This is a genomic window from Halomonas sp. ABH4_019 (assembly GCF_056159885.1).
Genome location: NZ_JBSWWC010000002.1, coordinates 234,040 through 260,534, shown reverse-complemented (window position 1 = coordinate 260,534; position 26,495 = coordinate 234,040). Strand labels below are relative to the sequence as shown.

26 protein-coding genes are annotated in these 26,495 nt (G+C 70.9%); 17 read left to right on the top strand and 9 right to left on the bottom strand.

What is annotated here, in order from left to right:
• Positions 1-40 precede the first annotated feature (40 nt).
• The 5 genes from ACXAFN_RS08360 to ACXAFN_RS08340 all read left to right on the top strand — a co-directional run bounded on the left by ACXAFN_RS08360 (position 41) and on the right by ACXAFN_RS08340 (position 5,301).
• Positions 41-892, top strand: coding sequence for a putative RNA methyltransferase (locus ACXAFN_RS08360; RefSeq protein WP_474987872.1), 852 nt, complete (start codon positions 41-43; stop codon positions 890-892).
• A 163-nt stretch (positions 893-1,055) separates the two neighbouring features.
• A complete protein-coding gene (locus tag ACXAFN_RS08355) occupies positions 1,056-1,460 on the top strand; it encodes a VOC family protein (RefSeq protein WP_474987870.1) in 405 nt (134 codons plus the stop codon).
• A 217-nt stretch (positions 1,461-1,677) separates the two neighbouring features.
• Entirely contained in the window at positions 1,678-2,886 is a 1,209-nt protein-coding gene (locus ACXAFN_RS08350) for a DNA glycosylase AlkZ-like family protein (protein WP_474987868.1), read from the top strand.
• Positions 2,887-3,082: 196 nt separating this feature from the next.
• Positions 3,083-3,952 (top strand): glutathione-dependent disulfide-bond oxidoreductase, encoded by an 870-nt coding sequence (yghU, locus tag ACXAFN_RS08345; RefSeq protein ID WP_474987866.1) that lies wholly within the window; start codon positions 3,083-3,085, stop codon positions 3,950-3,952.
• A gap of 71 nt (positions 3,953-4,023) precedes the next feature.
• A complete protein-coding gene (locus ACXAFN_RS08340) occupies positions 4,024-5,301 on the top strand; it encodes a dicarboxylate/amino acid:cation symporter (protein WP_474987864.1) in 1,278 nt (425 codons plus the stop codon).
• Between the two features lie 132 nt (positions 5,302-5,433).
• On the opposite strand, the gene ACXAFN_RS08335 is transcribed toward ACXAFN_RS08340, so the two are convergent.
• The gene (locus ACXAFN_RS08335) at positions 5,434-6,267 is read right to left on the bottom strand and encodes an AraC family transcriptional regulator (protein ID WP_474987862.1); all 834 of its coding nucleotides are present in this window, start codon (positions 6,265-6,267) and stop codon (positions 5,434-5,436) included.
• Between the two features lie 116 nt (positions 6,268-6,383).
• Here ACXAFN_RS08335 and ACXAFN_RS08330 point away from each other — a divergent pair, with 116 nt between their 5' ends.
• Both ACXAFN_RS08330 and ACXAFN_RS08325 read left to right on the top strand, forming a co-directional pair.
• On the top strand, positions 6,384-6,944 hold the full coding sequence (locus ACXAFN_RS08330) for a cytochrome P460 family protein (RefSeq protein ID WP_474987860.1): 561 nt from the start codon (positions 6,384-6,386) through the stop codon (positions 6,942-6,944).
• 147 nt (positions 6,945-7,091) lie between these two features.
• Positions 7,092-7,547 carry a DUF6789 family protein gene (locus tag ACXAFN_RS08325; protein WP_474987858.1) on the top strand — a complete coding sequence of 152 codons (456 nt, stop codon included), beginning with the start codon at positions 7,092-7,094 and terminating at the stop codon, positions 7,545-7,547.
• A gap of 56 nt (positions 7,548-7,603) precedes the next feature.
• On the opposite strand, the gene ACXAFN_RS08320 is transcribed toward ACXAFN_RS08325, so the two are convergent.
• The 5 genes from ACXAFN_RS08320 to ACXAFN_RS08300 form a co-directional block, all read right to left on the bottom strand.
• A complete protein-coding gene (locus ACXAFN_RS08320) occupies positions 7,604-8,287 on the bottom strand; it encodes a Vgb family protein (protein ID WP_474987857.1) in 684 nt (227 codons plus the stop codon).
• A gap of 35 nt (positions 8,288-8,322) precedes the next feature.
• Positions 8,323-9,543, bottom strand: coding sequence for a helix-turn-helix domain-containing protein (locus ACXAFN_RS08315; RefSeq protein ID WP_474987855.1), 1,221 nt, complete (start codon positions 9,541-9,543; stop codon positions 8,323-8,325).
• Between the two features lie 91 nt (positions 9,544-9,634).
• Positions 9,635-10,309, bottom strand: a complete 675-nt coding sequence (locus ACXAFN_RS08310; RefSeq protein ID WP_474987853.1) for a DUF6064 family protein — start codon at positions 10,307-10,309, stop codon at positions 9,635-9,637.
• 12 nt (positions 10,310-10,321) lie between these two features.
• Entirely contained in the window at positions 10,322-11,257 is a 936-nt protein-coding gene (locus tag ACXAFN_RS08305; RefSeq protein WP_474987851.1) for an aldo/keto reductase, read from the bottom strand.
• A 73-nt stretch (positions 11,258-11,330) separates the two neighbouring features.
• Positions 11,331-12,218 (bottom strand): S66 peptidase family protein, encoded by an 888-nt coding sequence (locus ACXAFN_RS08300; RefSeq protein WP_474987849.1) that lies wholly within the window; start codon positions 12,216-12,218, stop codon positions 11,331-11,333.
• 169 nt (positions 12,219-12,387) lie between these two features.
• Here ACXAFN_RS08300 and ACXAFN_RS08295 point away from each other — a divergent pair, with 169 nt between their 5' ends.
• The 3 genes from ACXAFN_RS08295 to ACXAFN_RS08285 all read left to right on the top strand — a co-directional run bounded on the left by ACXAFN_RS08295 (position 12,388) and on the right by ACXAFN_RS08285 (position 14,676).
• Positions 12,388-12,945, top strand: a complete 558-nt coding sequence (locus tag ACXAFN_RS08295; protein ID WP_474987847.1) for a sugar O-acetyltransferase — start codon at positions 12,388-12,390, stop codon at positions 12,943-12,945.
• 202 nt (positions 12,946-13,147) lie between these two features.
• Positions 13,148-13,720, top strand: a complete 573-nt coding sequence (locus ACXAFN_RS08290; RefSeq protein WP_474987846.1) for a hypothetical protein — start codon at positions 13,148-13,150, stop codon at positions 13,718-13,720.
• Positions 13,721-13,821: 101 nt separating this feature from the next.
• Positions 13,822-14,676 (top strand): PhzF family phenazine biosynthesis protein, encoded by an 855-nt coding sequence (locus ACXAFN_RS08285; protein WP_474987845.1) that lies wholly within the window; start codon positions 13,822-13,824, stop codon positions 14,674-14,676.
• 311 nt (positions 14,677-14,987) lie between these two features.
• Here the strand turns inward: ACXAFN_RS08285 and ACXAFN_RS08280 are convergent, their stop codons facing one another.
• The gene (locus tag ACXAFN_RS08280; RefSeq protein WP_474987844.1) at positions 14,988-15,311 is read right to left on the bottom strand and encodes a hypothetical protein; all 324 of its coding nucleotides are present in this window, start codon (positions 15,309-15,311) and stop codon (positions 14,988-14,990) included.
• A 116-nt stretch (positions 15,312-15,427) separates the two neighbouring features.
• A complete protein-coding gene (locus ACXAFN_RS08275) occupies positions 15,428-16,297 on the bottom strand; it encodes a LysR family transcriptional regulator ArgP (RefSeq protein WP_474987843.1) in 870 nt (289 codons plus the stop codon).
• An 89-nt stretch (positions 16,298-16,386) separates the two neighbouring features.
• Here ACXAFN_RS08275 and ACXAFN_RS08270 point away from each other — a divergent pair, with 89 nt between their 5' ends.
• The 5 genes from ACXAFN_RS08270 to ACXAFN_RS08250 all read left to right on the top strand — a co-directional run bounded on the left by ACXAFN_RS08270 (position 16,387) and on the right by ACXAFN_RS08250 (position 22,828).
• The gene (locus ACXAFN_RS08270; RefSeq protein WP_474987841.1) at positions 16,387-17,004 is read left to right on the top strand and encodes a LysE/ArgO family amino acid transporter; all 618 of its coding nucleotides are present in this window, start codon (positions 16,387-16,389) and stop codon (positions 17,002-17,004) included.
• A gap of 201 nt (positions 17,005-17,205) precedes the next feature.
• Entirely contained in the window at positions 17,206-18,363 is a 1,158-nt protein-coding gene (locus ACXAFN_RS08265; RefSeq protein ID WP_474987839.1) for a substrate-binding domain-containing protein, read from the top strand.
• 1 nt (position 18,364) lies between these two features.
• Positions 18,365-21,406 (top strand): putative bifunctional diguanylate cyclase/phosphodiesterase, encoded by a 3,042-nt coding sequence (locus ACXAFN_RS08260; protein WP_474987837.1) that lies wholly within the window; start codon positions 18,365-18,367, stop codon positions 21,404-21,406.
• Between the two features lie 125 nt (positions 21,407-21,531).
• Complete coding sequence (locus ACXAFN_RS08255) at positions 21,532-21,972, top strand: DUF4399 domain-containing protein (protein ID WP_474987835.1); 441 nt, start codon at positions 21,532-21,534, stop codon at positions 21,970-21,972.
• Positions 21,973-22,054: 82 nt separating this feature from the next.
• A complete protein-coding gene (locus tag ACXAFN_RS08250; protein WP_474987834.1) occupies positions 22,055-22,828 on the top strand; it encodes an META domain-containing protein in 774 nt (257 codons plus the stop codon).
• 445 nt (positions 22,829-23,273) lie between these two features.
• Here the strand turns inward: ACXAFN_RS08250 and ACXAFN_RS08245 are convergent, their stop codons facing one another.
• Positions 23,274-23,993 (bottom strand): YebC/PmpR family DNA-binding transcriptional regulator, encoded by a 720-nt coding sequence (locus tag ACXAFN_RS08245; protein ID WP_474987832.1) that lies wholly within the window; start codon positions 23,991-23,993, stop codon positions 23,274-23,276.
• 135 nt (positions 23,994-24,128) lie between these two features.
• Here ACXAFN_RS08245 and ACXAFN_RS08240 point away from each other — a divergent pair, with 135 nt between their 5' ends.
• The gene (locus ACXAFN_RS08240) at positions 24,129-25,316 is read left to right on the top strand and encodes a M24 family metallopeptidase (RefSeq protein ID WP_474987830.1); all 1,188 of its coding nucleotides are present in this window, start codon (positions 24,129-24,131) and stop codon (positions 25,314-25,316) included.
• 67 nt (positions 25,317-25,383) lie between these two features.
• Entirely contained in the window at positions 25,384-26,391 is a 1,008-nt protein-coding gene (locus tag ACXAFN_RS08235; RefSeq protein ID WP_474987828.1) for a zinc-dependent alcohol dehydrogenase family protein, read from the top strand.
• Positions 26,392-26,495 lie beyond the last annotated feature (104 nt).

The window sequence follows — 26,495 nt, the reverse complement described above, 5'->3', positions numbered from 1 at the left end:
TCGCGTAACGAAGGCAGGAACGGAGGGGGATGGCCGCCCCATGAGCACCACATCATTCGAGGCGCTGGCCTGCCCGCTGGACGGCGACCCGCTTCAGCGTCGCGACGGCGCCTGGCGCTGCGCGGCCGGCCACAGCTTCGATATCGCCCGCCAGGGCTACGTGCACCTGCTGCCGGTGCAGAACAAGCGCTCCCGCGATCCCGGCGACAGCAAGACGATGGTGGCGGCGCGGCGGCGCTTCCTCGAGGCCGGCCACTATCGGCCCATCGCCGAGGCGGTGAGCCGCGTCGTGCTGGCCGAAGTGCCCGCCGGCGGCACGCTACACTGCCTGGATGCCGGCTGCGGCGAGGGCTTCTACCTGCGCGCTCTGGCCGAGATGGCGGAAGGGCAGGGCGAGGCGGCCAGGCTGTCGCTGCTGGGCGTGGACATCTCCAAGTGGGCGGTGCTGGCCGCCGCCAAGCGCGAGAAGGCCGCCACCTGGGTGGTCGGCACCAACGCCCACCTGCCGGTGCAGGAGCAGACCCTCGACCGCGTGCTTTGCCTGTTCGGCTTCCCCGTCTACCCGGAGTTCGCCCGGGTGCTGAAGCCGGGCGGCGAGCTGCTGATGGTCGAGGCCGGGCCGGACCACCTGCGCGAGCTGCGCGAGATCATCTACCCGAGCGTGAAGCCGCCCCGCGAGGACGACGAGGCCGCGCCCGAGGGCTTCACGCGGCACTCCGGCGAGACGCTGCGCTACGCCATCGAGCTCGAGGGCGCCGAGCCCATCGCCGACCTGATGGCGATGACGCCGCACCTGCACCGGGCCAGCGCCGAAGGGCGCGAGAAGGCCGCGGCGCTGACCTCGCTCGCCCTCACCGTGGACGTGCGGCTGACGCGGCTGGTGCGCGAATGACGATGCGAGCATCGAGCCTGGTGACCCGTACCGGAGCCATCGGCGCGTCGGTTTGGGGAGATCCCGCCTGAGAGGCACCGCAGGAGGAAAAAAGCGGTGGCCCCCGATGGCGATGGCTATCTTCAGCGCTATACGTCGATGGGGCGAAGTGGAGACCAGCGCGATGCAGATGTTGATCAATATCGACGTGCCCGAACTGGCATCGGCCATTGCCTTCTACTGCACCGCCTTCGGCTTGGTGCTCGGTCGCGAGCTCGATGACGATGTCGCCGAGCTGACGGGGGCAGAGGCGAGGATCTACCTGCTCAGGCACGACAGTGGCTCACCCTGCGCGAAGGGCAGCGGGCAGCACCGGGATTACGCGAGGCACTGGACGCCCGTGCATTTCGATGTCGTGGTGGACGATATCGACCGGGCCACCGCGCGGGTGCTTGGCTGTGGCGCGGTCCAGGAGAGCGAGCGCGTCCACTGGCGTGGCTCAACGTGCGTCACGTTTTCCGACCCCTTCGGCCACGGGTTCTGCCTGATCGAATTCAGCGGAGAGGGCTATCGCGACGACACCGAGTAGCCAGCCGCGCCAACCCCCACGCTTTCCCCTAGGTTCTGTACGAAAACTGTCTGCGCTCGCCCATACGGCGTTAAAAATCGGCTTAAAGTACTCATTTACACCACGTAAACTCCGTCTTTTCACCGATTTTTGCCTTGTCTGGCCATCGCTCGCCGACTTTTCGCACAAAACCTAGGCTGGGCGAACGTTCGCAACGATGTCGGGACATGGACCGCCGATGACCGCTTCTCAACGCCTCACGCTGACACCTGCCGACGCCCGCCGGCTGCTGGTGCGTTATCACTTCCGCCCGGCGCCGCTGGCGAGCGTCATCCGCCGCCTGGGCACCATCCAGTTCGATCCCCTGGCGCCGGTCGGCACCAACCCCGACCTGGTGCTGCAGGCCCGGGTGCCCGGCTATCACCAGGGCGACTGGCAGCAGGCGGCCTATGAGCAGCGGTGGCTGGTCGACGGCTGGGACAAGCAGGCGAGCCTGATCCGGCCCGCGGAGTGGTGGGCCCAGGCGCCGTTCCATCGCTGGTTCGCCCGGCGCTGGCAGCATCGGGGCGTGGACGTCGAGGCCCCGGAAGCTCGCGCCCTGGTGGCGCAGGTCGAGCGCCATGGCCCCTCGACCAGCCTCGAGCTCGGCGACCAGCGGGCCGATCCCGCCCTGCGCGGCAGCTGGTATGGCCCCAAGCGCTCGCGGCATCTGCTCAAGGCGCTGTGGGATTCGGGCCACCTGATGACCCACCATCGCGTCGGCGGCCGCCATGCCTACGACCTGCCCGAGCGGGTGCTGCCCCAGGGGGCGAGCGTGGCGGAGGCCAGCGACGACGAGGCCCTGCAGCGGCTGGTGGTGCGGCGCGTGCAGGCCGCCGGGCTGCTGCGCCCTGCGGCCGACGGTGCCGTCTGGTCGCTGCCGTGCCCCCGCGCGGAGCGCGATCGCATCGCCGCCCGTGCCATCGCCCGGGGTGAGCTGGTCGAGCTCGACGTCGACGGCACGGCCTACTGGACGACGCCCGAGGCCCTGGCGACGCTGGAGGACGCCGAGCCGCCGGTGCCCCCGTCGCGGGAGGTGCGCTTTCTCGCCCCGCTGGACCCGCTGATGTGGGACCGCGGCGGCGTCGCCCGGCTGTTCGCCTTCGACTACGTCTGGGAGGTCTACAAGCCCGAGGCCCAGCGTCGCTGGGGCTACTACGTGGTGCCGGTGCTGTGGGGCGAACGTTTCGTGGCCCGCTTCGATGCCCGGTGCCGGCAGGGCACCCTGACGATCCTCGCCTGGCACTGGGAGCCTGACGTGTTGCCGGCCCGGCTGCCCGAGGGCCTGGCCGAGGCGCTGGAGCCGGCCGCCCGGGCGTTTCTCGGCTACCTCGGCGCCACGCGCCTCGTGCTGCCCCGTGGGCTCGGTCGCGAGGCGCGCCGCGCCTGGCAGCGGGCGGTTCGCTGACGCGGCGAGGCCGGTTGGCGTCGACGAAGATGCGGATGTGTCCGGCGAGGCGATAGGGCCTGGTTATTGCGTCGATGGCTATCACTTCCCTCGCGAAGCAGGTGCCGATCGGCTAAGGTCAGTCGCAGGTTGATAGCTCGCTAACGTGCCCCCATATGACGGTACGAGCAATGCCCATCGCCATCGAGGAGATCGCATGAGCCAAGGCAACGATTACACACCACCGAAGGTCTGGAGCTGGGAGAAGGCCAGCGGCGGCACCTTCGCCAGCGTCAATCGCCCCATTGCCGGGCCGACCCACGACAAGCCGCTGCCGGTCGGCGAGCACCCCTTCCAGCTCTATTCCATGGGCACGCCCAACGGGGTGAAGGTCACGGTGATGCTCGAGGAGCTGCTGGCGCTCGGCTACCAGGACGCCGAGTACGACGCCTGGCTGATCCGCATCGGCGACGGCGACCAGTTCGGCAGCGGCTTCGTGGAGGCCAACCCCAACTCCAAGATCCCGGCGCTGGTCGATCATGGCCCCGACGAGCCGATCCGGGTGTTCGAGTCCGGTGCGATCCTGCTCTACCTGGCCGAGCGCTTCGAGGCGTTCCTGCCGGGCGATCCGGCCGGGCGTACCGAGACCCTGAACTGGCTGTTCTGGCAGATGGGCAGCGCGCCCTTCGTCGGCGGCGGCTTCGGCCACTTCTACGCCTACGCGCCGGAGAAGCTGGAGTACCCCATCGACCGTTACGCCATGGAGACCAAGCGCCAGCTCGACGTACTGGATCGCCGCCTGGCCGAAACGCGCTACCTGGCCGGCGACGACTACACCATCGCCGACATGGCCGCCTGGCCCTGGTACGGCCAGCTGGTGCTGGGCCGGCTGTATGATGCCGCCGAGTTCCTGAGCGTGCACGAGTACGAGCACGTGCTGCGCTGGGCCAGGGAGATCGACGCCCGCCCGGCGGTGCAGCGCGGCCGCATGGTCAACCGCACCTTCGGCGAGCCGGAGATGCAGCTCCACGAGCGCCACGACGCCAGCGACTTCGAGCACAGGACCCAGGACGTTATAAGTTCCTAACCATCCGGTCTTTGCACTTCGAGCGCCGCGGGCCTAGGGTCCGCGGCGCTTATCGTTTTCAAGAGGTCCTCATGTCCACTCCCCTGACATCCCTGTGGCGCGGCTATCGCGATGCCTCGCTGATCCTGCGGGTCACCGTTGCCCTGGTGCTGGGCGCCGCGGTCGGCTTGGTCGGCGGGCCGGCCGTCGGCGAGGCGCTGGCCCCGCTGGGCGAGCTGCTGATGCGGCTGCTCAAGTTCATCATCCTGCCCATCGTGCTGTTCACCCTGATGGCCGGCATCAACCAGGGCCGGGCCGGCAGCCTGGGGCGCATCGGCCGCAAGGTGTTCCTCTACTACCTGGCGACCTCGGCGCTGGCGATCGCCGTCGGCCTCGGCGTGGCGAGCCTGCTGTCGCCGGGCGAGGGCATGTCGCTGGAGGGCGCGGCCTCGGTGTCGGTGCCCGAGAACCCCGGCATCCTCTCGGTGGTGCTCGGCATCGTGCCGACCAACATCGTCGAGGCCTTCGCCGGCCAGGACCTGCTCGGCATCATCTTCACCGCCCTGGTGTTCGGCCTCGCCGTGGCCAAGCTGCGTCGCTCCGAGACCCACGGCGAGCTGGGCGAGCGCCTGGCCGGGCTGATCGAGGCGCTCAACGCCGTGACCCTCAAGGTGATGGGCGGCATCCTGCACGTGGTGCCGGTGGGCGTGTTCGCCATCGTCGCCGGCACCGTGGCCGAGCAGGGGCTCGATACCCTGCTGTCGCTCGGCGACATGGTGGTGGTGCTCTACGTGGCGCTGGGCGTGCAGCTGCTGGTCTACCTGGGCCTGCTCAAGGGCTTCGGCGTGCCGGTGCTGGCCTTCTTCCGTGAGGCGCGCACCCCCATGGCCACCGCCTTCGCCACCCAGAGCAGTTCCGGCACCCTGCCGCTGACCCTGGACGCGGCGCGCCGCCTGGGCCTGCCCCGCGGCCTCTACGGCTTCAGCCTGCCGCTGGGGGCGACCCTAAACATGGATGGCGCGGCGATCCGCATCGCCATCTCGGCGGTGTTCGCCGCCAACGTGGCGGGGGCGCCGCTGGACTGGATGAGCATGCTGCAGATCGTGGTGGTCGGCACCCTGATCTCGGTGGGCACCGCCGGGGTACCCGGCGCCGGCATCGTGATGATCGCCACGGTGTTCGCCCAGGTGGGCCTGCCCATCGAGGCGGTGGCGCTGCTCACCGCCATCGACGCCCTGGTGGGCATGGGCTGCACGGCGCTCAACGTCACCGGCGACCTGGTCGGCAGCGCGCTGATCGGCCGCAGCGAGGGCGAGCGCATTGCCGAGGCGGGGGGCGAGGACGCGTCCGCCGAGGGGCAGCGCGCCTGAACGAGCCGGCTCGCTTTCGCGACACGCTCGGACGTGTCACCTTCGCCGCCCCGTGCGATGTCGCACGGGGCGGCGGCGTTCGGGGCGTAGGGGGCGGAGAAACCTCATCGCCTGCGCGATCCCCGAGGCCGTCTAGGGGGACGATGTCCCGGCGTCGGCCCGTCGCCATTCCAATGGCGAGTGGCCGGTATGGCGGCGGAACACCTTGGCCAGGGCCGAGGGACCGCTATAGCCTACGCGACCGGCGATGGCGTCGAGCGACACGCCGTCGCGCAGCAGGGTCTTGGCCAGGCCGAGCCGGTACTGGGCCAGGTAGGCGGCCGGGGGCTGGCCGAGCGTGTCGCGGAAGACGCTGGCGAAGCGGGCGCGTGACATGCCGGCCTCGGTGGCGAGCCCCGTCAGCGACCAAGCGGTGGCCGGCCGGTCGTGGATGGCGATCAGCGCCTTGACCAGCTTGGGATGCGACATGCCCGCCAGCAGCCCGGCATCCACCTCGCCGGCATCCATCAGGTAGCGCAGCAGCTGGATCACCAGCAGCTCGCACAACCGATCCAGGGCCGCCTGCCGACCACAGCGCTCCTCTCTCATCTCCGCCAGCATCAGCGCCAGCAGGCCGGACAGGTCGGCCAGCCTGTCCAGGGGAATCGCCAGTAGCGCCGGCAGGGCGCGATAGATCGGGCAGGCATCGCCGGCACCGAAACGGAACGACCCGCACAGGGTCTCCGCGCCCGAGGGCGCCGGGCCGAGCCGATGCGCGTTGTCGCCTGCCAGCAGGATCAGGACCGGCCGATCGAATCGGCGCTGCGTGCCATCCGCCAGGGCCAGCTCCACCGTTCCCCGGGTCAGGATATGGATGAAGCCGGTGCCCGTCTGGGCAGGATGGTGGGTGCCGTGGCACAGCGGCCCGGCGTTGATCACGCTGGCCGTGAGATGGAAGCGGGCCAGCAGGGGAGCGAGTCGGTCCATCGTGAGACTCCTGGACGCACTTTTAAGACCTCTGGAGTCCAATCGTCTCGCCGCCATCCTAACCTGTCAAAAGGAATGATCGAAACGGCACCTGAACCGACAGGAGGAGCGAGGCGATGAAGACGATCACGACGCTTGGCATGGTGGCCTTGTGGACCCTGGCGGCGGCCCCGGCCTTGGCCAGCGATCTGGCGACGACGACCTTCCGGGACCACGTGGACGGCGAGGGCAATATCTCATTCCCGCAGGATGCCAGGGCCAGTTGGGTGCATCTGGGGTCTTGGGCGGTCGATGACGCCGAGGCGCCGGGGCCGGGGTTCCACGATGTCTATACGCAACCCGAGGCCGTCCAGGCCTACCGGGAAAGCGGTGAATTCGCCGATGGCACCGTGCTCATCAAGGAGATCCGCGGTATCGAATCCGGCGATAAGACCACCGGGCCGGCGCTCTGGGCCGGGGAGATGCAGGTCTGGTTCGTGATGGTCAAGGATACGCAGAAACGCTTCGACGGCCCCCATTGGAGCAAGGGCTGGGGGTGGGCGCTCTTCGAGGCCGGGGCCCCGGACGTGAACGTCTCCGAAGGCTTCGAAACTACCTGCCTGGGGTGTCATATCCCGGCCAAGTCGACCGACTGGGTGTTCATCGAGGGCTATCCGACCCTGAGAGAAGGCGAGTGAGCATCGGCCGGGCTGGTCCCCGGCGGTATTCGCATGGCCGGCTGGTGAGCGCCCTCGTCCCGCAAATGACCGTCTTGGCGACCCGCGAGGCCGTCCATGGCAGAGCTTCTACACTGGAAGTCACAGTCGTCGCGGGGAGGAACCGCCATGGGGAATCGCCTGGTGAGGGGCATGCTGGCCGGCTTCGTGGCTACCTTCGTCATTTCGATGATCCTGGTGCTGCGCCTGGCGGCGGGCATCATGCCCTGGTACGACCCCATCGAGGTCATGAACCTGGCCGCCCACGACCTGCTCGGCACGCCGGACAGCCGGATGGTGGCCTGGGCCATTCACTTCGTGGTGGGCACCCTGATCTGGGGCCTGCTGTTCGGGCTGCTGTCGCCCTACCTGCCGGGCCGCACCGACATGCGGCGCGGCCTGGAGTTCAGCCTGGCCGCCTGGCTGGTGGTGATGGTCACGGTCTTTCCGCTGGCGGGGTCCGGGCTGTTCGGCCTGGGCTTCGGGCTGATCGCGCCGCTGTCGATGCTGGTGGCCCATGTGGTGTTCGGGCTGTCGATCGGCATCGCCTACGGCTGGGCGGGCGGCGTGCTGGGCCCTGCCTGACCCGCGCCGGGCGGCGGCGGGTCGGGCAGGGAGGGGCGCGGGCCTGGCCATTCCCTTCAGGGCGAGGAGGCGTCGGCCGTCGTCTCGGTGGCGTCGTCGTTGAGAGCGCGTGCGGGCCGGCGCAGGATGCGCAGCGTGCCGCCATCGCCGCCGCCGCAGAACAGGCGCCCGGCCCCGTCGGACTCGAGCCCCGAGACGCCCGTGCCTGCGGGCATCTCGATGCGTTCCAGCACCTCGCCGGTGCGTGGGTCGAGTCGCCTCACATCGCTCTCGTCGTCCTGCCAGGTGCCGTGCCAGAGCTCGCCGTCGACCCAGCTGACCCCGGTGACGAAGCGGTCGGTGGCGATGCTGCGCAGCAGCTCGCCGGTGTCGGGATCGATCTGCTGGATCCGCCGGTCGCGATACTGGCCCACCCACAGCGAGCCCTCCGCCCAGGCGAGGCCCGAGTTGCAGTCCCCCGGAGGCGCGGGGATGGTGGCCAGCACCCGACCGCTGTCGGGGTCGATGCGCTGGATGCGGTCGCCGGCCATCTGGAACAGATGGCGGCCGTCGAAGGCCGTGCCGGCGTCGGCGGCGACTTCCAGCGTGCGCTGAATCTCGCCGCTGTCCGGGTCCAGGGCGGTGAGCCGCCCGTCGCTGGCGAACCATACCCGCTGGCCGTCGTAGGTGACCCCATGGATGCCGGCGATGTCGGGGAAGGGGCCGTATTCGGCGATGATCTCGGCGGTGGAACCTTTCATGGTGTGCTCCCGTGTGGTGGCTAGATGCCTCCAGCCTAGGCACTCGGCGGCGGGGCGGGGAGTAACAAGGTTGTCGGGAATCCCGGCACGGGCGGGGCGAGCCAGCGCCGCGACCGGCCGCGCCCCATGGCTGTCACCTTGCCGTCCGTCGAGAGGGCGTCCAGTGCCCGCTGTACCGAGCGCTGGCTGGTGCCCAGCGCCAGGGCGAGCGCCGAGCTCGACCAGGCCTCGCCGTCGGCGAGCAGGGCCAGCAGTCGCCCGTGCCGGCCCTCCACGAGCGGCGCCAGCACCGCCACGCCGTGGCCCGCGGCGGGGGCCAGCCGGTAGCCGCTCGGCGTCGCGACCACGCCGGCCAGCGGGCCGAGGGCCCGGCGCAGCCGGCCGATCTCGACCCGCAGCCGCGCCCGGTGGGAGGCCTCGGGATGGCGCTGCCGAAAGGCGCGGGCGATGAGCGCCTGTCGCGGCACGTCGTCGGGCCAGGCCTCGCCCAGCAGGCGCGCAAGGGCGAACAGCACCGGGCGCCGGCCGAGGGGCAGCAGCGTGCGCTCGGCGCGTACCAGGTGCCGGCAGGCGTCCACCACCAGCGTCGACGTGGCCAACAACGCCTCGACCTCCTCGAGCAGCAGCGGGCGGGTCTCGCTGGCGACGATCAGCCGCGCGGCGGGGCGCGTGAGCGCCTTCGAGGCCTGCTCGATTTCGGCCATCAGCGCCGGGCCCCCGGCCACCCGCGCCGCCTGTGTCGCACGGCGGAAGGCGGCGCGGGCCGGCGCCGTCTGCAGCCGGCGCAGGGCGATGCCGGCCTTCACCAGCTCGCAGGACGCCCGGGAGGCGGGGCTCAGGTCGTGAAAGGAGATGTCGGCGATGCGCTCGTCGGCCGCGTCCAGGCGGCCGAGCAGCAACAGGCGCCGGGCCTCGAGGTAGCGCGCATGGGCGGCATTCACCCGGTCGCCGTGCGCCTCGAGGGTGGCGCGCGCCGTGGCCAGGGCCTGGCCCGGCCAGCCGAGCTCGCGGGCGACCAGCGCGACCTCGGCCTCGGCCAGCACGCAGCGGGCCCAGGCCGCCGCCGCTCGGGGCCCGAAGGCCCGCGCGGCGTCTCGCAGCAGCGTTCGGGCGCGGGTGAAGTCGCCCAGCTGCGCCATGGCGATGCCGCGCAGGGCCAGTGCCGGGGCGTCGTCGCGCAGGGCGACCCGGTCGAGGGCGCCGAGCGGGTCGCCGGCGGCGAGGGCCCGGGCGGCGGTCGCGATCAGATCGTGCATGGGGGATCCGCCATGCGGGTCGCTCCCGGGGTCGTGGGTGTGTCATCCAGTCTATGCCACGGGCGCGGCCGCGAGGGGAATCGCCGGGGCGTCACGCCGCCCCGCGCGGCCGGATGAGCCTGGCCGCCACGGCGACCACGACGGCCAGCAGCGGTGGCCAGGCGGCCGGGGTGTCGAGCAGGGCGAGGGTCGCGGCGCTCGCCAGGCACCACAGGGCGGGTAGCGCCAGCAGCGCCCAGCCGAGCCGCGGCGAGCGCAGCATCGCCGCCACGCCCAGGGTGACGATGGCCAGCGGGTCGGGCGTCAGGCCGACCACCTCGGCGCCGGCCAGGCCGCGCCCGAGCGGCACCGCGACGAGCGGATGCAGGACGACGGCGTAGGCGACCAGCCCCAGCCCCGCGGTTCGCGTCGCCCTTCGCGCCGAGACGTCAGGCGGGCCGCCTCGCCACAGGCCCAGGGCCAGCAGCGCCATCGCCTGGAGCGCGAACGGCGGCACCAGGTAGCGGATGCCCCAGTGGATGGGGGCATAGCGCTGCCACAGGAAGGCCCAGGCGACGAAGGCCCAACCCGCGGCGAGCAGCACCAGCACGCCGCGCAGCTGCGCCGGTCGCGGCCGGCAGAGGGCCGCCAGGACGGCGAGACCCAGCGCCAGGGCCAGCCATTGGGCCGGCCACAGCGCTTGATTGTGCAGCACGAACAATCGCTCGTAGACGCGCAGCGAGAACATCAGCAGGTCCGCGGGCCGGTAGCTCCACCATTCGCTCATCGCTCGCTTTGCCTAGAGGTGGCGTACGTAATCGGCCATGCGCCGGCGCAGCGCGGCGTCGGGCAGCGGCTCGCGGGCCGCCGCCAGGTTCTCGCGCACGTGGTCGACCCGGGTGGTGGCCGGAATGGCGCAGCTCACCGCGGGGTGGGAGACGATGAACTTGAGGATGAACTGCGCCCAGCTGTGGGCGTCGATCTCGCCGGCCCAGTCGGGCAGCGGCTTGCTCGCCAGGCGGCGAATCAGGCGCTTGCGCTGGAAGGGGCGATTGGCGATCACCCCGATGCCGCGTTCCCGGGCCAGCGGCAGTAGGCGCGCCTCGGCCTCGCGGTCGACGATGTTGTAGGTGAGCTGCACGAAATCGAGGTCGGCCGCGCGCATGATGCGTTCCATGGCGTCGTGGCGACGGCCATGGGAGGTGGTGATGCCGATATGGCGCACCTCGCCGGCGGCCTTCATCGCCTGCAGCGTCTCCAGGTGCGCCTCCCAGGCCACCAGGTTGTGCACCTGCAGCAGGTCGAAGCGCGGCAGGCCCCAGGCGCGGCGCGAGGCGACGATCTGCGATGGCCCCTCGCCGGGGCTCGAGGTCCAGACCTTGTCGGCGGCGTAGACCCGCTCGGTGGCGTCGAGGGCGTCGAGGCCGTGGCCGATGGTCGCCTGGGAGGAGCCGTACATCGGCGAGGAATCGATCAGGCGGCCGCCGCCGGCGAAGAAGGCCGCCATCACCGCCGTGCATTCCTCGAGCAGCCGCGGGTCGTCGCCGACGTTGAAGGTGATCCAGCTGCCCAGCCCCACCAGCGGCAGGGCCTCGCCGCTGGCGGGCAGCGGGCGGGTCAGGATGTCGTCGGCCGCGCCGCGGGCCCCGAGCGGCGGCAGGGCGGCGCCGGCGGCCAGGGCCAGCAGGCCGCCGAGCAGCCGCCGGCGCGACGGGGAATCGGGCGTCGAGGTCATGGTCGCTCCCGAGGGGGTTGCTGTGGGCAGTGTAGCCGCGCCCCGGCGCTCCCGGCCCGGTGTGCGTCGGACGTTATCCCGCTATCGTGAGGCGCCCGCCGGCGATGCGCCCGGCGGCGCCGTAGCGCCAGGGGCGGTTGTGCAGGCCATGGCCGATGGGCAGGCCGGAGAACAATGGCAGGCCGAGCGGAGCCAGGGTCTCGGCGACGATCGCCTCCAGCGGCGTCTCGCCGTAGGGCGTGCAGCCCTCGAAGGTGCCCAGGCACACCGCGGCGGCGCGCTCCAGGGCGCCGCCGTGCACCAGCTGCCACAGGGCGCGTTCCAGGCGGTAGTAGGGTTCGCCGACGTCCTCGAGGATCACCAGCGCGCCGGGCGGGGCGCGGAAGCCCGCCGGGGTGCCCACCAGGCTGGCGAGGGTGGCCAGGTTGCCGCCCACCACCGGGCCCTCGAGCGTCGCCGGGGCATCCGCCCAGGCGACCAGCGGATAGTCGAGCGCGGTCGGCCCCTGGATCAGTGCCAGGGTCTCCTCGAACTGGCCGCGGACGATCTCGCGCGCCGCGGCGTCGCCGTCGTGCAGCCCGCCGGCGGCCTTGGCCACCGGGCCGTGGATGGCCGGCAGGCCGTGGCGATGGCAGTGGTCGAGCAGCACCGTGACGTCGGAATAGCCGATCAGCGGCTTGGGCCGGCGGGCCAGGCGCGCCCAGTCGATGCCGTCGACCAGCTGGGCGGCCCCGTAGCCGCCGCGCACCGCCCACACCGCCTGGGTGTCGGGATCGTCGAAGGCGGCATGCAGCCGGGCCAGGCGGTGCGCGCGGCTGCCGGCCAGGTAGCGGTCGGGGGCCTGCAGGGGCTCGTCGCAGTGTACCTCGACGCCCAGCGCCTCCAGCCCGTGGATGCCGGCGGCCACGGCCTCGGGAGCGGTGAAGGAGGAGGGGGCGATGAGGCTGACGGCAAGCGACATGGTGACGGATCCTCGGTGGCGAAGGGGGCGATGGGCATTGTCGGCGGGATGCGGGCGGCTGTCACGGTCCGCGCTCCGCCATCGCCAGGCGGGGGCACTGGTCGGTCTTGCGGAGGGCCGACAAGCGGGAGAGGCTAGGGCATTACGTTTCTCACGCCGGGACACCGCCATGACCGAGAAGGACAAGATGCTCGCCGGATTGCCCTACGTGGCCGCCGACGCCGCACTGCAAGCCGAGTCGCGACACGCCAAGGCGGTCTGCCACCGGTTCAATTTGATGGATCCCGGAGATCCCGCCGCGCGCATGGCGGTACTCGCCGAGCTGCTCGACCTCGAGGGCGAGGCGCATATCGAGCCGAGTTTCTACTGCGACTATGGCTACAACATCCGCCTGGGCGACGGCTTCTACGCCAATCATCACCTCACCATCCTCGACCCCTGTGCGGTGACCATTGGCCGGCGAGTGATGTTCGGTCCTCAGGTGCTGCTTACCACGGCCACCCATCCACTGGAGGCCAGGGCGCGTCGCGAGACCGAGCATGCCGCGCCGATCACCATCGGCGACGATGTCTGGCTGGGCGGCAGCGTGTCGGTGATGCCGGGAGTGACCATCGGCGACCGGGCGGTGATCGGTGCCGGCAGTGTGGTCACGCGGGATATCCCCGCCGACGTCGTGGCCGTGGGCAACCCCTGCCGTGTCGTCCGCGCGCTTGAGCCGTCCGGATGAGCGACCTGGGTGGCGGGGCTGAGGCCCTCGATCATGCCGCGACCGACTCGGGATCAGGTGGAGCCTCGAGCCGCGTTCGGCTTGACTGAGAAGGCAGCCAGTCGCGCTGCGGGCGAAGGTCGAGAGGGCTCGGGCCGGTGGCAGGGAGGCATGCACGACGAGGGAAGATCGCAGCCGGCCCAATGAACGGGAGGAGCGAGCGATGAATACCCGTATATCCCGCCATGCCTGGGTGGGACTGGCCATGGGAGGGCTGACGCTGGGGCTATCGGGCGTGGCGGTCGCCGAGGATGAGGCCCAGGCAGACAAGTTGCAGGATGCGCTGAGCGCCACCTGGCCGGGCATGGCCGAGGGGGCCACCGTGATCGACTGGCAGGGCAACGTATTGCAGGAGGGGGAAAACGGCTTTACCTGCCTGCCGTCGCCCCCGGACATGGCCGGCAATGCCCCGATGTGCCTGGACGAGGCCTGGATGGCCTGGGCCAAGGCCTGGCAGAACAAGGCACCCTTCACGGCCGAGCGCCTGGGCATCGCCTACATGCTGCAGGGCGATGAGGGGGCCAGCAACCTCGACCCCTTCGCCATGGGAGCCACCGAGGACAACCAGTGGGTGGTCGAGGGGCCGCACCTGATGATCATCGCTCCGCCGGCGCTGCTCGAGGCCTTCCCCACCGACCCGGACAACGGTGGGCCCTATGTGATGTGGAAGGGCACCGACTATCAGCACCTGATGGTGCCGGTGGCGACGCGGCCGATGGAGCAGGCCATGGAATAGCAGGAATGGATAGGCCCGGGTGTCGAGGACGACACCCGGGGCGGTGACGACGGCAACGGTCGTTACCATGCCAGCCCCGTCCCCGACTCGGAGTCCAGCCCATGACCGCTACTCTCTATCGCCTGTCCGCCTTCACGACCGATCCCAATGGCGGCAATCCCGCCGGGGTGTGGCTCGGCGAGGCGCTGCCCGACGCCTCCGCCATGCAGCGTATCGCCGCCGAGGTTGGCTACTCCGAGACGGCCTTCGTCGCCCCGCTGACCGGGGCGCGCCGCACCGTGCGCTACTACAGCCCCAGTGTCGAGATCGATTTCTGCGGCCACGCCACCATCGCCGCCGGCGTCATGCTGGGCCGCCTGGGCGGGGCGGGCACTTACACGCTGGCGACGGCGGTCGGCGAGGTGCCGGTCGTGGTGTCGCGGCGTCACGGCGAGTGGCAGGCTTCGCTGGTGTCGGTGACGCCCGAGCAGCGCCCCGCGGAACCGGCCCTGGTGGCCGAGGTCCTCGACCGTCTCGGCTGGGACGCCGCGGAGCTGGATGCCTCGCTGCCGCCGGCGCTGGCCTATGCCGGGGTCTGGCATCTGGTGCTGGCGGCGGCCGAGCCATCGCGTCTCGCGCGGCTGGATTACGACTTCGCCGCGCTCCAGGCGCTGATGGTCGAGCGAGGGCTCACCACGCTGCAGCTGGTATGGCGGGAGAGCCCGACGCTCTATCACGCCCGCGACCCGTTTCCGGTGGGCGGGGTGGTGGAGGATCCGGCCACCGGCGCCGCGGCGGCGGCCTTGGGCGGCTACCTGCGCGATGCCGGCCTGCTCGCGGCGCCCGCTCGCCTGACCATCCTGCAGGGCGAGGCCATGGGGCGCCCAAGTCGCCTCGAGGTGGCGATTCCCGCCGCCGGGGGCATCGAGGTGAGCGGCAGCGCCGTGGATCTCGCGCCGCCCTCACGGGCGGCATGAGCCGGTAACAGCGCGTCGTCGGGTCGGTGAGTGCTTACCGGGGCGCCCCGGGGCTCAGTCGAGGTAGGCCGCGATGGCCTCCATGGCGAGAGCCTGTTGCCTGGCGAATTCCGCCCAGCATGTCAGCACGTAGGCGTCGAAGATCGTGGCGGTGGACGGCATCTGGGTGTCCTCCCTGGATGGGACACCTGGAGTATAGTTCACCTTGCTGCGATGCAGCATGATGATTCGATGACGCCCGCCACCGCTTGTTCAGGCGACAGCCTCCGCTCGATGGCCGAGCGGAGGCGTCAGGCGCGAGGGTGTGGACCTCAGCGCCTGGGGGCGATGGTGGTGGCCTCGTCGAACAGTTCCGCCTTGGCGTCGCGCATGACGTCTTCGCAGGCGGCCTGCTGGGCAAGCTCGGTGATGAGCCCCTGGGCCACCACGAAGCCCTTGCCGAGGCAGTCGTCGATGTCCTGGCGGGACAGTTCCGGGGTCACCCGGCAGTCGAGCCTGATCGTTCTTCCTCCGCCGTCCAGGCGGTCGGCCAGCCGACGCAATCGCCAGGCGAGGCGGGTCAGCCAACGAGTCGAGGATTCCGCGCCTTCGGTCACGCTCAGCATGCAACGCCATTCGGGCTTGTATACCTTCATGCGAACCTCCTTATCGGCTGGGAACGAGTGATCGATCGTGGGGCGGGCTCCGTCGCGGGTGAGTGGGCCCGGCATGGCGCCGGGCGCCGGCCGGTTCAGGGGAAGACACCGTGAGTTCAGGTTAGTTGCACCTCGCCCAGGATGCTTGTCAGCCGCTCCAGCAGGGCGCCGCTGTGGCGCCAGAAGTGCCAGTAGAGCGGCACCTCGAGGCGGCGCTCGGGGGCGAGGCTGGCGAGCCGCCCCGCGGCCACCAGGTCGGCCACCTGGCGATGCGGCATCATGCCATAGCCGACCCCGGCGGCGGCCAGGCGCACGAAGCCCTCCGAGGAGGGGCACAGGTGGTAGGGGAAGGCGCCGTGATAGCCGCACTGGGCCAGGAAGCGATGCTGCAGCTGGTCGTGGGGGCCGTAGACGATCGCCGGGGCCCGACGGAAGGCCGCCTCGGTGGGGCCCTCCGGGAAGTGCCGGGCGATGTAGGCCGGGGTGGCGTAGGGGTGATAGACCATGATGCCCAGCGGGACGCAGCGCGCCCCGGCGATCGGCTGGTCGCTGGCGCACAGGCAGGCCGCCACCTCGCCGTCGCGCAGCCGCCGGAGCCCCACGTCCTGGTCCTCGATCACCAGGTCGAGCAGCAGCCCTTCGTCGCGGCAGAAGGGGCCCACCGTCTCGGCCCACCAGGTGGCGAGGCTGTCGGCATTGATGGCGATGCGCAGCCGCGGCGAGGCGGTCTCCAGGGTCGGCAGGGCGGTGCGCAGGTCGCGTTCGAGCAGCTGGACCTGCTGATAATGGTTGAGCAGCCGACGGCCCGCCGGGGTGGGCTCCAGGTGGGGGTGGCGGATCAGCACCGGCTGGCCGAGGCGCACCTCCAGGGCCTTGAGGCGCTGGGAGACCGCCGACTGCGACAGGCCGAGCGCCTCGCCGGCACGCTCGAAGCCGTTGCATTCGATCACCGTGGCCAGCGCCTCGAGCAGCTTGTAGTCGAGCATAAGAAAAATTGATGGAGTATTAGGAAGATGATTTTTCAGTATAGCGCTCCGCCGCTAGGCTGGCTCCCTCATTGTCGGGGAGCGAATCGATGCTGGAGAGTTATCTGACCGGGCTCGTGGTAAGCGGCGGGATCATCGTCGCCATCGGCGCCCAGAACGCCTACGTGCTGGGGCTCGCCGTGCGCCGCCAGCATCACTGGTGGTCCGCCGGGCTGTGCATGAGCACCGACCTGCTGCTGGTGGCGGCGGGAATGTTCGGCATGAGCGCCGTGCTGCTGACGGTGCCCGGCGCGCTGGAGGTGCTGCGTTGGCTGGGCGTGGCCTTCCTCGGCTGGCTGGCCGCCCAGGCGCTGTATCGGGCCACGGTCGGGCGCCAGGGGCTGGCGGTCGCGGCAGACGGCGAGCGCAGCGTCGCCAGGGTGCTGCTGGCGACACTGGCGGTCACGGTGCTCAATCCCCAGGTCTACCTCGACACCCTGCTGCTGATCCCCGCCGTGGGCGCCCAGCAGGACAGCGCCGCGGCCTTCGTGGCCGGGGCCGGCAGCGCCTCCGTGCTGTGGTTCAGCCTGCTGGCCTGGGGCGGGGCGCTGCTCTCGCCATGGCTGTCCCGGCCCGGGGCCTGGCGGCTGATCGACGGTGCCATCGGCATGATGATGGCGGGCATCGCCCTGCAGCTGGCGGGCGGCAGTCTGGGCGAACTGGCCTGAGAACCTGGCGTGGGTCGATGATTTTCCTCATCGGACTTTGCTTTTTCTATTCGTCTTAACTTAACTACTATCCGAGTGACCGGAAGATGGCATCGCCCACGCCGGGTACATCGGCAACCGCGGCGAGCATGCGGTACAGTGGGCCCAGGCGCTGCGGGCACGCCCGTGGGCGAGGGAGTCCCAAGACGAAAGGATCATCACATGGCCGGATGCCCACCGCTGCTCCGGGTCGCCAGGCGGGCGGCCCTCATGCTGATGGTCGCCCTCGCGGCGGCGCCGGCCGGGGCGTCAGACCACTACATTCCCATCGACGACTATCTCACGCGCCATCCCGAGCAGCAGGCGCTGATGGCGGACTTCTCCACTCGCGTCCAGTCGCCGGCCATCCCCCTCGCCGCGTCGCCCCGGCGGACGGTGCGTGTCGCGGTCATCTATCCAGGACTTCAGGCGTCGGACTACTGGCGGCGCAGCCTGTCCTCCTTCGAGGCGCGCCTCGAGGCGCTGCGGATCCCCTTCGAGCTCAGGACCTTCATGTCGCGACCGTCGGTGGACGTCGACCTCCAGGCCCGGCAGTTGACCCAGGCCCTGCAATGGCGGCCGGACTACCTGGTGTTCACCCTGGATGCGGTGCCCCATCTGCGCATGATCGAGCGGGTCCTGGCGCTGGGCAGCCCGCGGCTGATCCTGCAGAACATCACCACGCCGCTGGCCGACTGGGAAGCCGATCCCCCCTTCCTGTACGTGGGCTTCGACCATGCGCAGGGCACCCGCCTGATCGCCGACTGGATGCTCGAGCGGGCCGGACATCGCGGCAAGTACCTGATGCTCTACTTCTCGCCCGGCTACGTCAGCCGCATGCGCGGCGGCACTTTCGCCGCGGCCGCCGCCCGCCATCCAGAGGTAGAGGAGGTGGAGGCCTATTACACCGACGGCGACCCGGACAAGGCCTACCGCGCCACCCTCGAGACCCTGGAGGCGCACCCCGACCTGAAGATGATCTTCGCCAGTTCCACCGACGTGGCGCTGGGCGCGCTGCGGGCGCTGCGCGAGACCGACCGCCTCGACGTGCTGCTCAACGGCTGGGGGGGCGGCGAGTCGGAGCTCGAGGCACTCGGGGATGGCGGCATCGATGTGACCGCCATGCGCATCAACGACGAGAACGGCATCGCCATGGCCGAGGCGATTCGCATGGCGCTGATCGGCCAGGCGACGCGGGTTCCGGAGATCTTCGCCGGCGATATCGCCCTGATCACCCGGGACACGCCGTCGGAGGAGATCGCACGCCTCAAGCGACGGGCCTTCCGGCTGAGCGAGCAAAGTGGCGATGGCGAGGCAAGTGGCGACGGGGAGGCGCACTAAGATGCGCGCCTGGCGCTTCTCGCGGCTGATGCTGGCGCTGCTGCTGGTGCTGCTGGCGGCGCTGGCGCTGACCCTGCTGTCCACCGCCTACCTGAGCGCCCGCCAGGCCTTGCAGGAAGGCGCCGCCCAGGATCATGCCCAGTACCGGCGGATCCTGGAGCGGGTGGTCGCGACGCGCTTCGAGACCATACGCCGCTACAGCGAGGGCATCGCCGAGCGAGACACGCTGGTCGCGGCGCTGCGCGACGCGACCCCGGCAGGCGTCACCGACACCCTCGAGGGGCTGCTGGGCGACGCGCAGGCCACCCACATCGAGGCCCTGGTGGTGGAGCGTGGCGAGGAGCGATATCGGGTCGCCAGCGCCAGCCTGCAGGTGCCATCGCTGCCGCTGGAGGCGCTGAGCCGGGAGCCGGCGCCCCTGGACCGCTGGATCACCCAGGAGGCCCGCTGGCGTGGCGAGGCCTACAGCCTGTTGCGCCTGAGCCTGCCGATCGTCGAACCGTCCCTGGGGCGGGTGGTCGGCCGCCTGCACACCTTCGTGGTGCTCGACGACAGCTTCTGGTTGACCAACGAGCTGCAGGGGCTGTTCGGCGCCCGGGGCGTCGCCCTGGGGGTCGACGGGCGGCTGCTGGATGCCCGACAGGCCAGTGGAGGCGAGGCGAGGCCCGAGGCGCTGCTCGATGGGGACGAGTCGATCGCCTTCACCCCGGAGGGGATCCGGCATACCTATCCGCTACGGATCGGCGACAGCGACGCCTACCGGGTCGCCCTGCTGCTGCCCGACGACGACTTCCTGGCGCTGCGCGACACCTATTTCCGCAACCTGCTCTATGCCGCCCTGCTGGTGGTGGCGGTCGGTGTGGGGGTGATGCTGATCCTGCGCCGCCTGGCGTCTCGCTCCCTCGACGACCTGGTGCACTACGCCGAGACGGTGCCCGAGAGCGGCACGCCGACCCCGTTCCGCGGCGGTCGCTTCCAGGAGTTCAACCGGGTGGGGCGGGCCTTCGAGACCATGCTGCAGCGCATCCGGGAGCGCGACAAGTACCTGGACGGCATCATCCAGCACGCCCCGGACCTGATCTTCGTCAAGGATCGCGAGGAGCGCTATCGGCTGGTCAACGACCGCTATGCCTGGGCGGTGCACGGCACCCCCGCGGCGCTTGCCGGCTCCCCCGTGGCGGATTGGCTCGAGGGCGAACAGGTGACCCAGGCCCAGGCCACGGACCGGCGCCTGCTCGAGGGCGGCGTGCCGCTCCAGTACCACTCGCGCCTGCTCACGCCTGACGGGCCTCGCCAATACCTGGTCACCAAGTTCGCGATCCGCGACGACCGTGGCGAGGCCTACCTGATCGGCGGGGTGGCCACCGACGTCACCGACCTGCGCCAGACCCAGGAGCAGCTGCAGCTGACCCAGCAGGTGTTCGCCGAGACCGCCGAGGCGATCGTGGTGCTCGACGCCCGCCATCGGGCACTGCTCACCAACCGCGCCTTCGATGACATGAGCGGTCGGCCCGCCGCCCATGCCAGCGGCGTGGTGCGCGACTTCCTGCTCCATCATCCGGAGGTGGAGCGGGCACTGGGCGAGGGGCGGCGCTGGCAGGGCCAGTGCGAGTTCGAGACGGGAGGCGGCGAGAGCCTGCCGGTGCTGGTCTCGGCCTCGTCGCTGCCCCCCGGCGAGCAGGGACGTCGGCACATGCTGCTGTTCAGCGACCTGTCCTCGCTGAAGGTGGCCGAGCAGCGCCTGGAGCGCCTGGCCTGGTACGACGATCTGACCGGCCTGGCCAATCGCAGCCTGTTCACGCTGCGCCTCGAAGAGGCGCTGCAGAGTGGGGCCTCGGTCTCGGTGCTGTTCATCGACCTGGACCGCTTCAAGGACGTCAACGACCGCTACGGCCACTCGGTAGGCGACGAGCTGCTGCGCCAGGCGGCGGATCGCCTGCGCACCTGCGTCCAGGCACGCGACACCGTGGCGCGCTTCGGCGGCGACGAGTTCGCCGTGTTGCTGCAGGGCATCGGCCAGGAGGCGCCGGCCATGGCCATCGCCCGACGTATCCTCGGGGCCCTCGGCGAGCCCTATGAGCTGGGCGTGGCGCGCTGCTTCTCCACCGCCAGCCTGGGCATCGCCCTGGCCCCGGAGCGGGGCCCGTCCTCGGAGATGCTGATTCGCCAGGGCGATCAGGCCATGTACGAGGCCAAGGCCCAGGGCCGCCAGCGCGCGACGCTGTTCGAGCCGGCCATCGACGCGCGCCACCAGGATCGGCTGCGCATGGAGGCGGGGCTGCGTCAGGCCCTCGATGGCGACGAGCTGTTCGTGTGCTACCAGCCTCGCTTCGACATCGACGGGCGCCGGGTGGTGGGCGCCGAGGCGCTGCTGCGCTGGCAGAGCCCGGTCCACGGCCTGGTGCCACCGGCCACCTTCATTCCCCTGGCCGAGCATTCCGGGCTGATCGTCGAGCTCGGTCGCTTCGTGCTCGGCGAGGCCTGTCGGCAGGCGGCGGCCTGGGCCGCGGCGGGGTGCGAGGTGCCGGTGTCGGTCAATCTCTCGCCCCGCCAGCTGCATGCCGACGACCTGATCCGCGATATCCACGCCGCGATTCGCCGCGCCGAGCTGTCGCCGACCCTGCTGGAGCTGGAGATCACCGAGACCCACGTGATGGACAACGTCGACCGGGTGCTGCCGGTGCTCCACCAGATCCGTGCCATGGGCGTGGGCCTGGCCATCGACGACTTCGGCACCGGCTACTCGTCGCTGACCTATCTCAAGCGCCTGCCGGTCGAGCTGCTCAAGATCGATCGCGGCTTCCTCGCCGACGTGCCCGGCGACGCCGACGACGAGATCCTGCTGGCGGCGATCATCAACATGGCGCACAGCCTCGGCTTCCGGGTGCTGGCCGAGGGCGTCGAGACCGAACACCAGCGGCGCTTCCTGGCAGAACGCGGCTGCGACGAGCTGCAGGGCTTTTTGCTCGGCCGCCCCCAGTCCCCCGAGCAGCTGTTGGCGACCCTGAGGCGCGCCCTGGGCGTGTCGGGGCCGCAGGCCTGAGAACCGGCGTGGGACGGTCCCTCGAGGGCGGACGCCGCTGCTACACTGGCGTTGTCGTGTCCGGCGCCTCGCCGGCGGGGTGCCCGGTCGCGGCTCGATGTTCCACGGAGTCAGGAGGTAACACCATGCGACGCGTCATGTTAGGCATCTCGGGGCTGCTGCTCGGCAGCGCCCTGCTGGCGACCACCGCTCAGGCCCAGATGGAGCCCGCCGCGGCACCGGAGGGCGCCGCGGTCTACTTCATCTCGCCCGAGGACGGCGCGACCGTCAGCGGGCCCGTCACCGTCCGCATGGGACTCGAGGGCATGGGCGTGGCCCCGGCCGGGATCGAGGCCGAGAACACCGGCCACCATCATCTGTTGATCGACACGCCCCTGGAGGACGTGGATCTCTCGGCCCCCCTGCCCGCCACCGAGCAGACCCGCCATTACGGCGGCGGTCAGACCCAGGCCACCCTGGAGCTGCCGCCCGGGGAGCATACCCTGCGGCTGCTGTTCCTGGACTACCGTCACCTGAGCTTCGCGCCGACGGTGGCCTCGGAGCCGATCACCATCCGGGTAGAGTGAGCGCCGTCCGGTCGGGGCGCGTCGAACGTTCGGGCGCCCCTCCGGTCGAAGCGGTTCCATTCGGTCACCAAGGACGACTTGCATGAAACGGATCTTCCAGCTCGGCTATTTCCTGGTCGTGGCGCTGTGGCTCGCCGGCTGTGCCGCCCTGGAGCGCTCCCCGGACGCCGAGACGGCCCTCGGCGAACTGCCGGCCAGCTACCGCGGCGAGCTGCCCTGCGCCGACTGCGCCGGCATCCGCTACCATCTCTCGCTGTTCCCCGATGGGGTCTATACCCTGAAGACGGCCTACCTGGGCGCCGGCGAGGGGCGGCGCTTCCATGAACGAGGCGAGTGGGCGCTGGACGCGGAGGGACGCACCCTGACCCTGGCCGGCGGCGATCGCGGGCCGCGCCAGTGGCGGGTGCGCGATGCGGCCGGCAGCCTGGAGATGCTCGATCTAGAGGGCAATGAGATCGACTCGGCGCTGGACTACCGACTGGAGCGCACGCCGACATTCGTCACCGAGACCCTGGAGGACAGCTACTGGAAGCTGATCGAGCTGGCCGGCGAGCCGGTCGCCGTGGCCGAGGGCGTGCGCGAGCCGCACCTGGTCTTCCACGGCGAGCAGGAGCGGCTGACCGGCTTCAGCGGCTGCAACCGGCTGACCGGCGGCTACCAGCGCGAGGGCCAGGCGCTGAGCATCGGGCGCGTGGCGTCCACGCGCATGGCCTGCCGCTCGGGCGGCGAGCTCGAGCCGCGCTTCCTGGCCATGCTCGAGAGCGTCGCCGGCTATCGGCTGCGGGCCGACCGTCTGGAGCTCCTGGACGAATCGGGGGCGGTGATGGCACGGTTCGAGGTGCGTCACCTGACGTGAATCGCCCGACCCTGAGGTGCGCGCGACCGTCGGGCGAGGTGATGGCCCGCTCTTTACACGTTCTGGGTGCGTCACCTGACGTGAATCGCCAGACCCTGAGGTGCGCGCGACCGTCGGGCGAGGTGATGGCCCGCTCTTTACACGTTCGGGGTGCGTCACCCGACGTGAATCACCCGACCCTGAGGTGTTCGCGACCGTCGGGCGAGGTGATGGCCCGCTCTCTACACGTTCGGGTGCGTCACCCGACGTGAATCGCCCGACCCTGAGGTGTTCGCGACCGTCGGGCGAGGTGATGGCCCGCTCTCTACACGTTCGGGGTGCGTCACCCGACACGACGTCATCTCGTTGACGGCATGGCAACGACAAGCGGCCGGCTCCCGAAGGAGCCGGCCGCTTTCATTCTTGCCGTCAGCGCCGGCGCGTGGGACGTCGCCGGCTGCCGGGCTCAGGGCAGCTCGGCGCTGTGGTAGACGTTCTGAACGTCGTCCACCTCGTTGAGCATGTCCAGCAGCTTCTCGAACAGCGCCACGTCGTCGCCCTCCACCGGGGTGGTGGCCTGGGGCAGGAACTGGATCTCGTCGACCTCGAATTCCAGCTCGCCGAAGGCGTCGATCAGCGCCTGCTTGGCCTTGGCGTACTCGGTATGCGGGGCGAAGACGGTGATATGGCCGTCCTCGTTCTCGATGTCGGTGACGTCGACGTCGGCCTCCATCAGCGCCTCGAGCACCGCTTCCTCGTCGCTGCCCTCGAAGGCCAGGATGGCGCAGTGATCGAACATGTGGCTGACGCTGCCCGGCGTGCCCAGCTTGCTCTTGGTCTTGGTGAAGCAGGTGCGCACGTCGCCGATGGTGCGGTTGGGGTTGTCGGTCAGGCACTCGACGATGACCATGGCGTTGCCCGGGCCGAAGCCCTCGTAGCGCGCCGGCTCGAAGTCCTCGCCGCCGGCGCCGCTGGCCTTGTCCAGCGCCTTGTCGATCACGTGAGACGGCACCTGGTCCTTCTTGGCGCGCTCGATCAGCCCGCGCAGCGACAGGTTGCCGTTGGGGTCGACGCCGCCCTGCTTGGCGCAGACGTAGATCTCGCGACCGTACTTGCTGTAGACCTTGGTCTTGGCGGCGGCCGTCTTGGCCATGGATTCCTTGCGGTTCTGGAAGGCCCTGCCCATTGCGTTGTCCTGTAGCGACTATTCTCGGCTCTGGATTCTACGAGACAGCGGGCCCGGGTGACAGCCCCGATTTTCCGCCACCGTTTCCCCGGGGCCCGGCTACACTGGCCCCAGGCCAACCCGTGGAGTTTGCACATGGACCATCATGCCTATCGCCGTGCCCTCGCCGAGCGCCTTGCCGGCAGCGAGCTGCCCGTCCCCGAGGCCGAGCTCGACGGCCGTTGCCGACGGCTGCGCGAGGCCATGGCCGAGGCCGGCCTCGAGGCGCTGCTGCTCACCGATCCCGCCGACCTCTACTACCTCACCGGCTACCACACCTTCGAGGTCTCGGTGCACGCCTGCCTGGTGGTCGACGCGCGGCGCCTGGTGCTGCAGGTGCCGTCCATCGAGACCGGCCCGGCGGTGGTCACCGCACGGGTGGACGAGGTGCTCGGCTATCGCTGGGAGAACCTCGCGGAGGTGGTCGAGCCGCTGGCCGATGCCCTGGCGCCGCACCGCGCCATCGGCCTCGACCCGATGAGCGCCGGGCTGCGCCACGGGGTGCTGGCGCCGCTGCAGGCGCGGCTGGGGGCCGAGCGCTTCCGCGACGGCGGCGGGGCCCTGGTCGATGCGCTGCGCCTGGTCAAGAGCCCGCTGGAGCTGGACTGCCTGCGCGAAAGCGCGCGCATCACCGGGCTCGGCATCCGCGCCGCCCGCGAGGCGATCGCCCCCGGGGTGACCGACGGTGCGGTGGCGGCCGAGGGTGCCCGGGCGATGCTGGCGGCGGGCAGCGAGTTCATGAGCCTGCAGCCCATCGTCACCGTCGGGCCGCGCTCGGGCACCATCCACGTCAATCACAAGCGGCGGGTGATCGGCGAGGACGAGCCGGTGTTCCTGGAATTCGGTTCGGCCTGGGAGCGCTACACCGCGCCGATGATGAGCACCGCGGTGGCCGGCCGGGCGAGCGCCGAGATGCGCGAGCTGCGCGATGCCTGCCGGGCCACCTTCGAGGCGCTGTGTGCGGCCATGCGGCCGGGCCATACCTTCGACGACGCGGCCCGGGCCGGGGAGGCGGCGCTGGCCTCGGTGGCCGATCGGGCGTTCTTTTCCGGCGTCTTCGGCTACTCGGTGGGCGCCCAGTTCCCGCCCAGCTGGGTCGAGGGTACGGGCTTCATCGCCCGTGGCCAGGCGCGGGCCTTCGAGGCCGACATGGTCTTCCACCTGCCGCTGTGCCCGCGGCTGCCGGGGCGCTTCGGCATCGGCATCAGCGACACCGTGCGCGTCACTCCGCATGGCGGCGAGCCGCTCACCGACAACGACTGGCAACTGCACGAGGGGGCTTGAAGTCGCCGGGCGCGATCCCCATCGACTACCCTGTTAGTCGGCTATCAATATCCGCGAAGGAGACAGCATGAAGGTCGTGACACTCAAGGCCCCCGGCGGGCTCGAGCGCCTCGAACTCCAGCAGCACGAGGCGCCGGGAGAGCCCGGTCCCGGCGAGATCCGCGTGCGACTGCACGCCAGTTCGCTCAACTTCCACGACTACGGCGTGGTGGCCGGCAAGATGCCCACCGAGGACGGCCGCGTGCCGATGTCGGACGGCGCCGGCGTGGTGGAAGCGGTGGGCGAGGGCGTCGACGACTTCGCCGTCGGCGATGCCGTGGTCTCCACCTTCTTCCCCGACTGGCGGGAGGGGCCGGCCCGCATCGGCGACTTCACCAGCGTGCCGGGAGACGGCGTCGACGGCTATGCCCGCGAGCGGGTGGTGCGCCCCGCCCACTGGTTCACTCGCCAGCCTGAGGGCTGGTCCCACGCCGAGGCGGCGACCCTGACCACCGCGGGGTTGACCGCCTGGCGGGCGCTGGTGGTCGACGGCGGCCTCAAGGCCGGCGACACGGTGCTGGTGCTGGGCACCGGCGGGGTGTCGATCTTCGCCCTGCAGTTCGCGCGCCTGATGGGCGCCCGGGTGATCGCCACCTCGTCGTCCGACGCCAAGCTCGAGACGCTGCGCGAGCTGGGCGCCGAGCACGTCATCAACTACCGCGACGAGCCCGAGTGGGGGCGCAAGGTGAAGGAGCTGACCGGCGGCGCCGGCGTCGATCACGTGATCGAGGTGGGCGGCCCGGGCACCCTGCCGCAGTCCATCGAGGCGGTGCGCATCGGCGGGCACATCTCGCTGATCGGCGTGCTGACCGGCCGCGGCGGCGAGGTGCCCACCGCCAAGCTGATGGCCAAGCAGGCGCGCCTCCAGGGGCTGATCGTCGGCAGCCGGCGTCATCAGATGGAGATGATCCGCGCCATCGAGGCGAGCGACCTCCGCCCGGTGATCGACCGCGAGTTTCCGCTGGAGGAGATCGCCGAGGCCTTCCGCCACCAGGAAGCCGGCCGCCACTTCGGCAAGATCTGCCTGACCTGGTGACCGCCCCCGCCGTCATGAGCGGGTGACCGAGCGCGCCGCCGCGCCCTTGCCGGGTGTCGGCGGCGCGCGCATGCTGAGGGCCTTGGCCGATTCGCGCTGCAAGG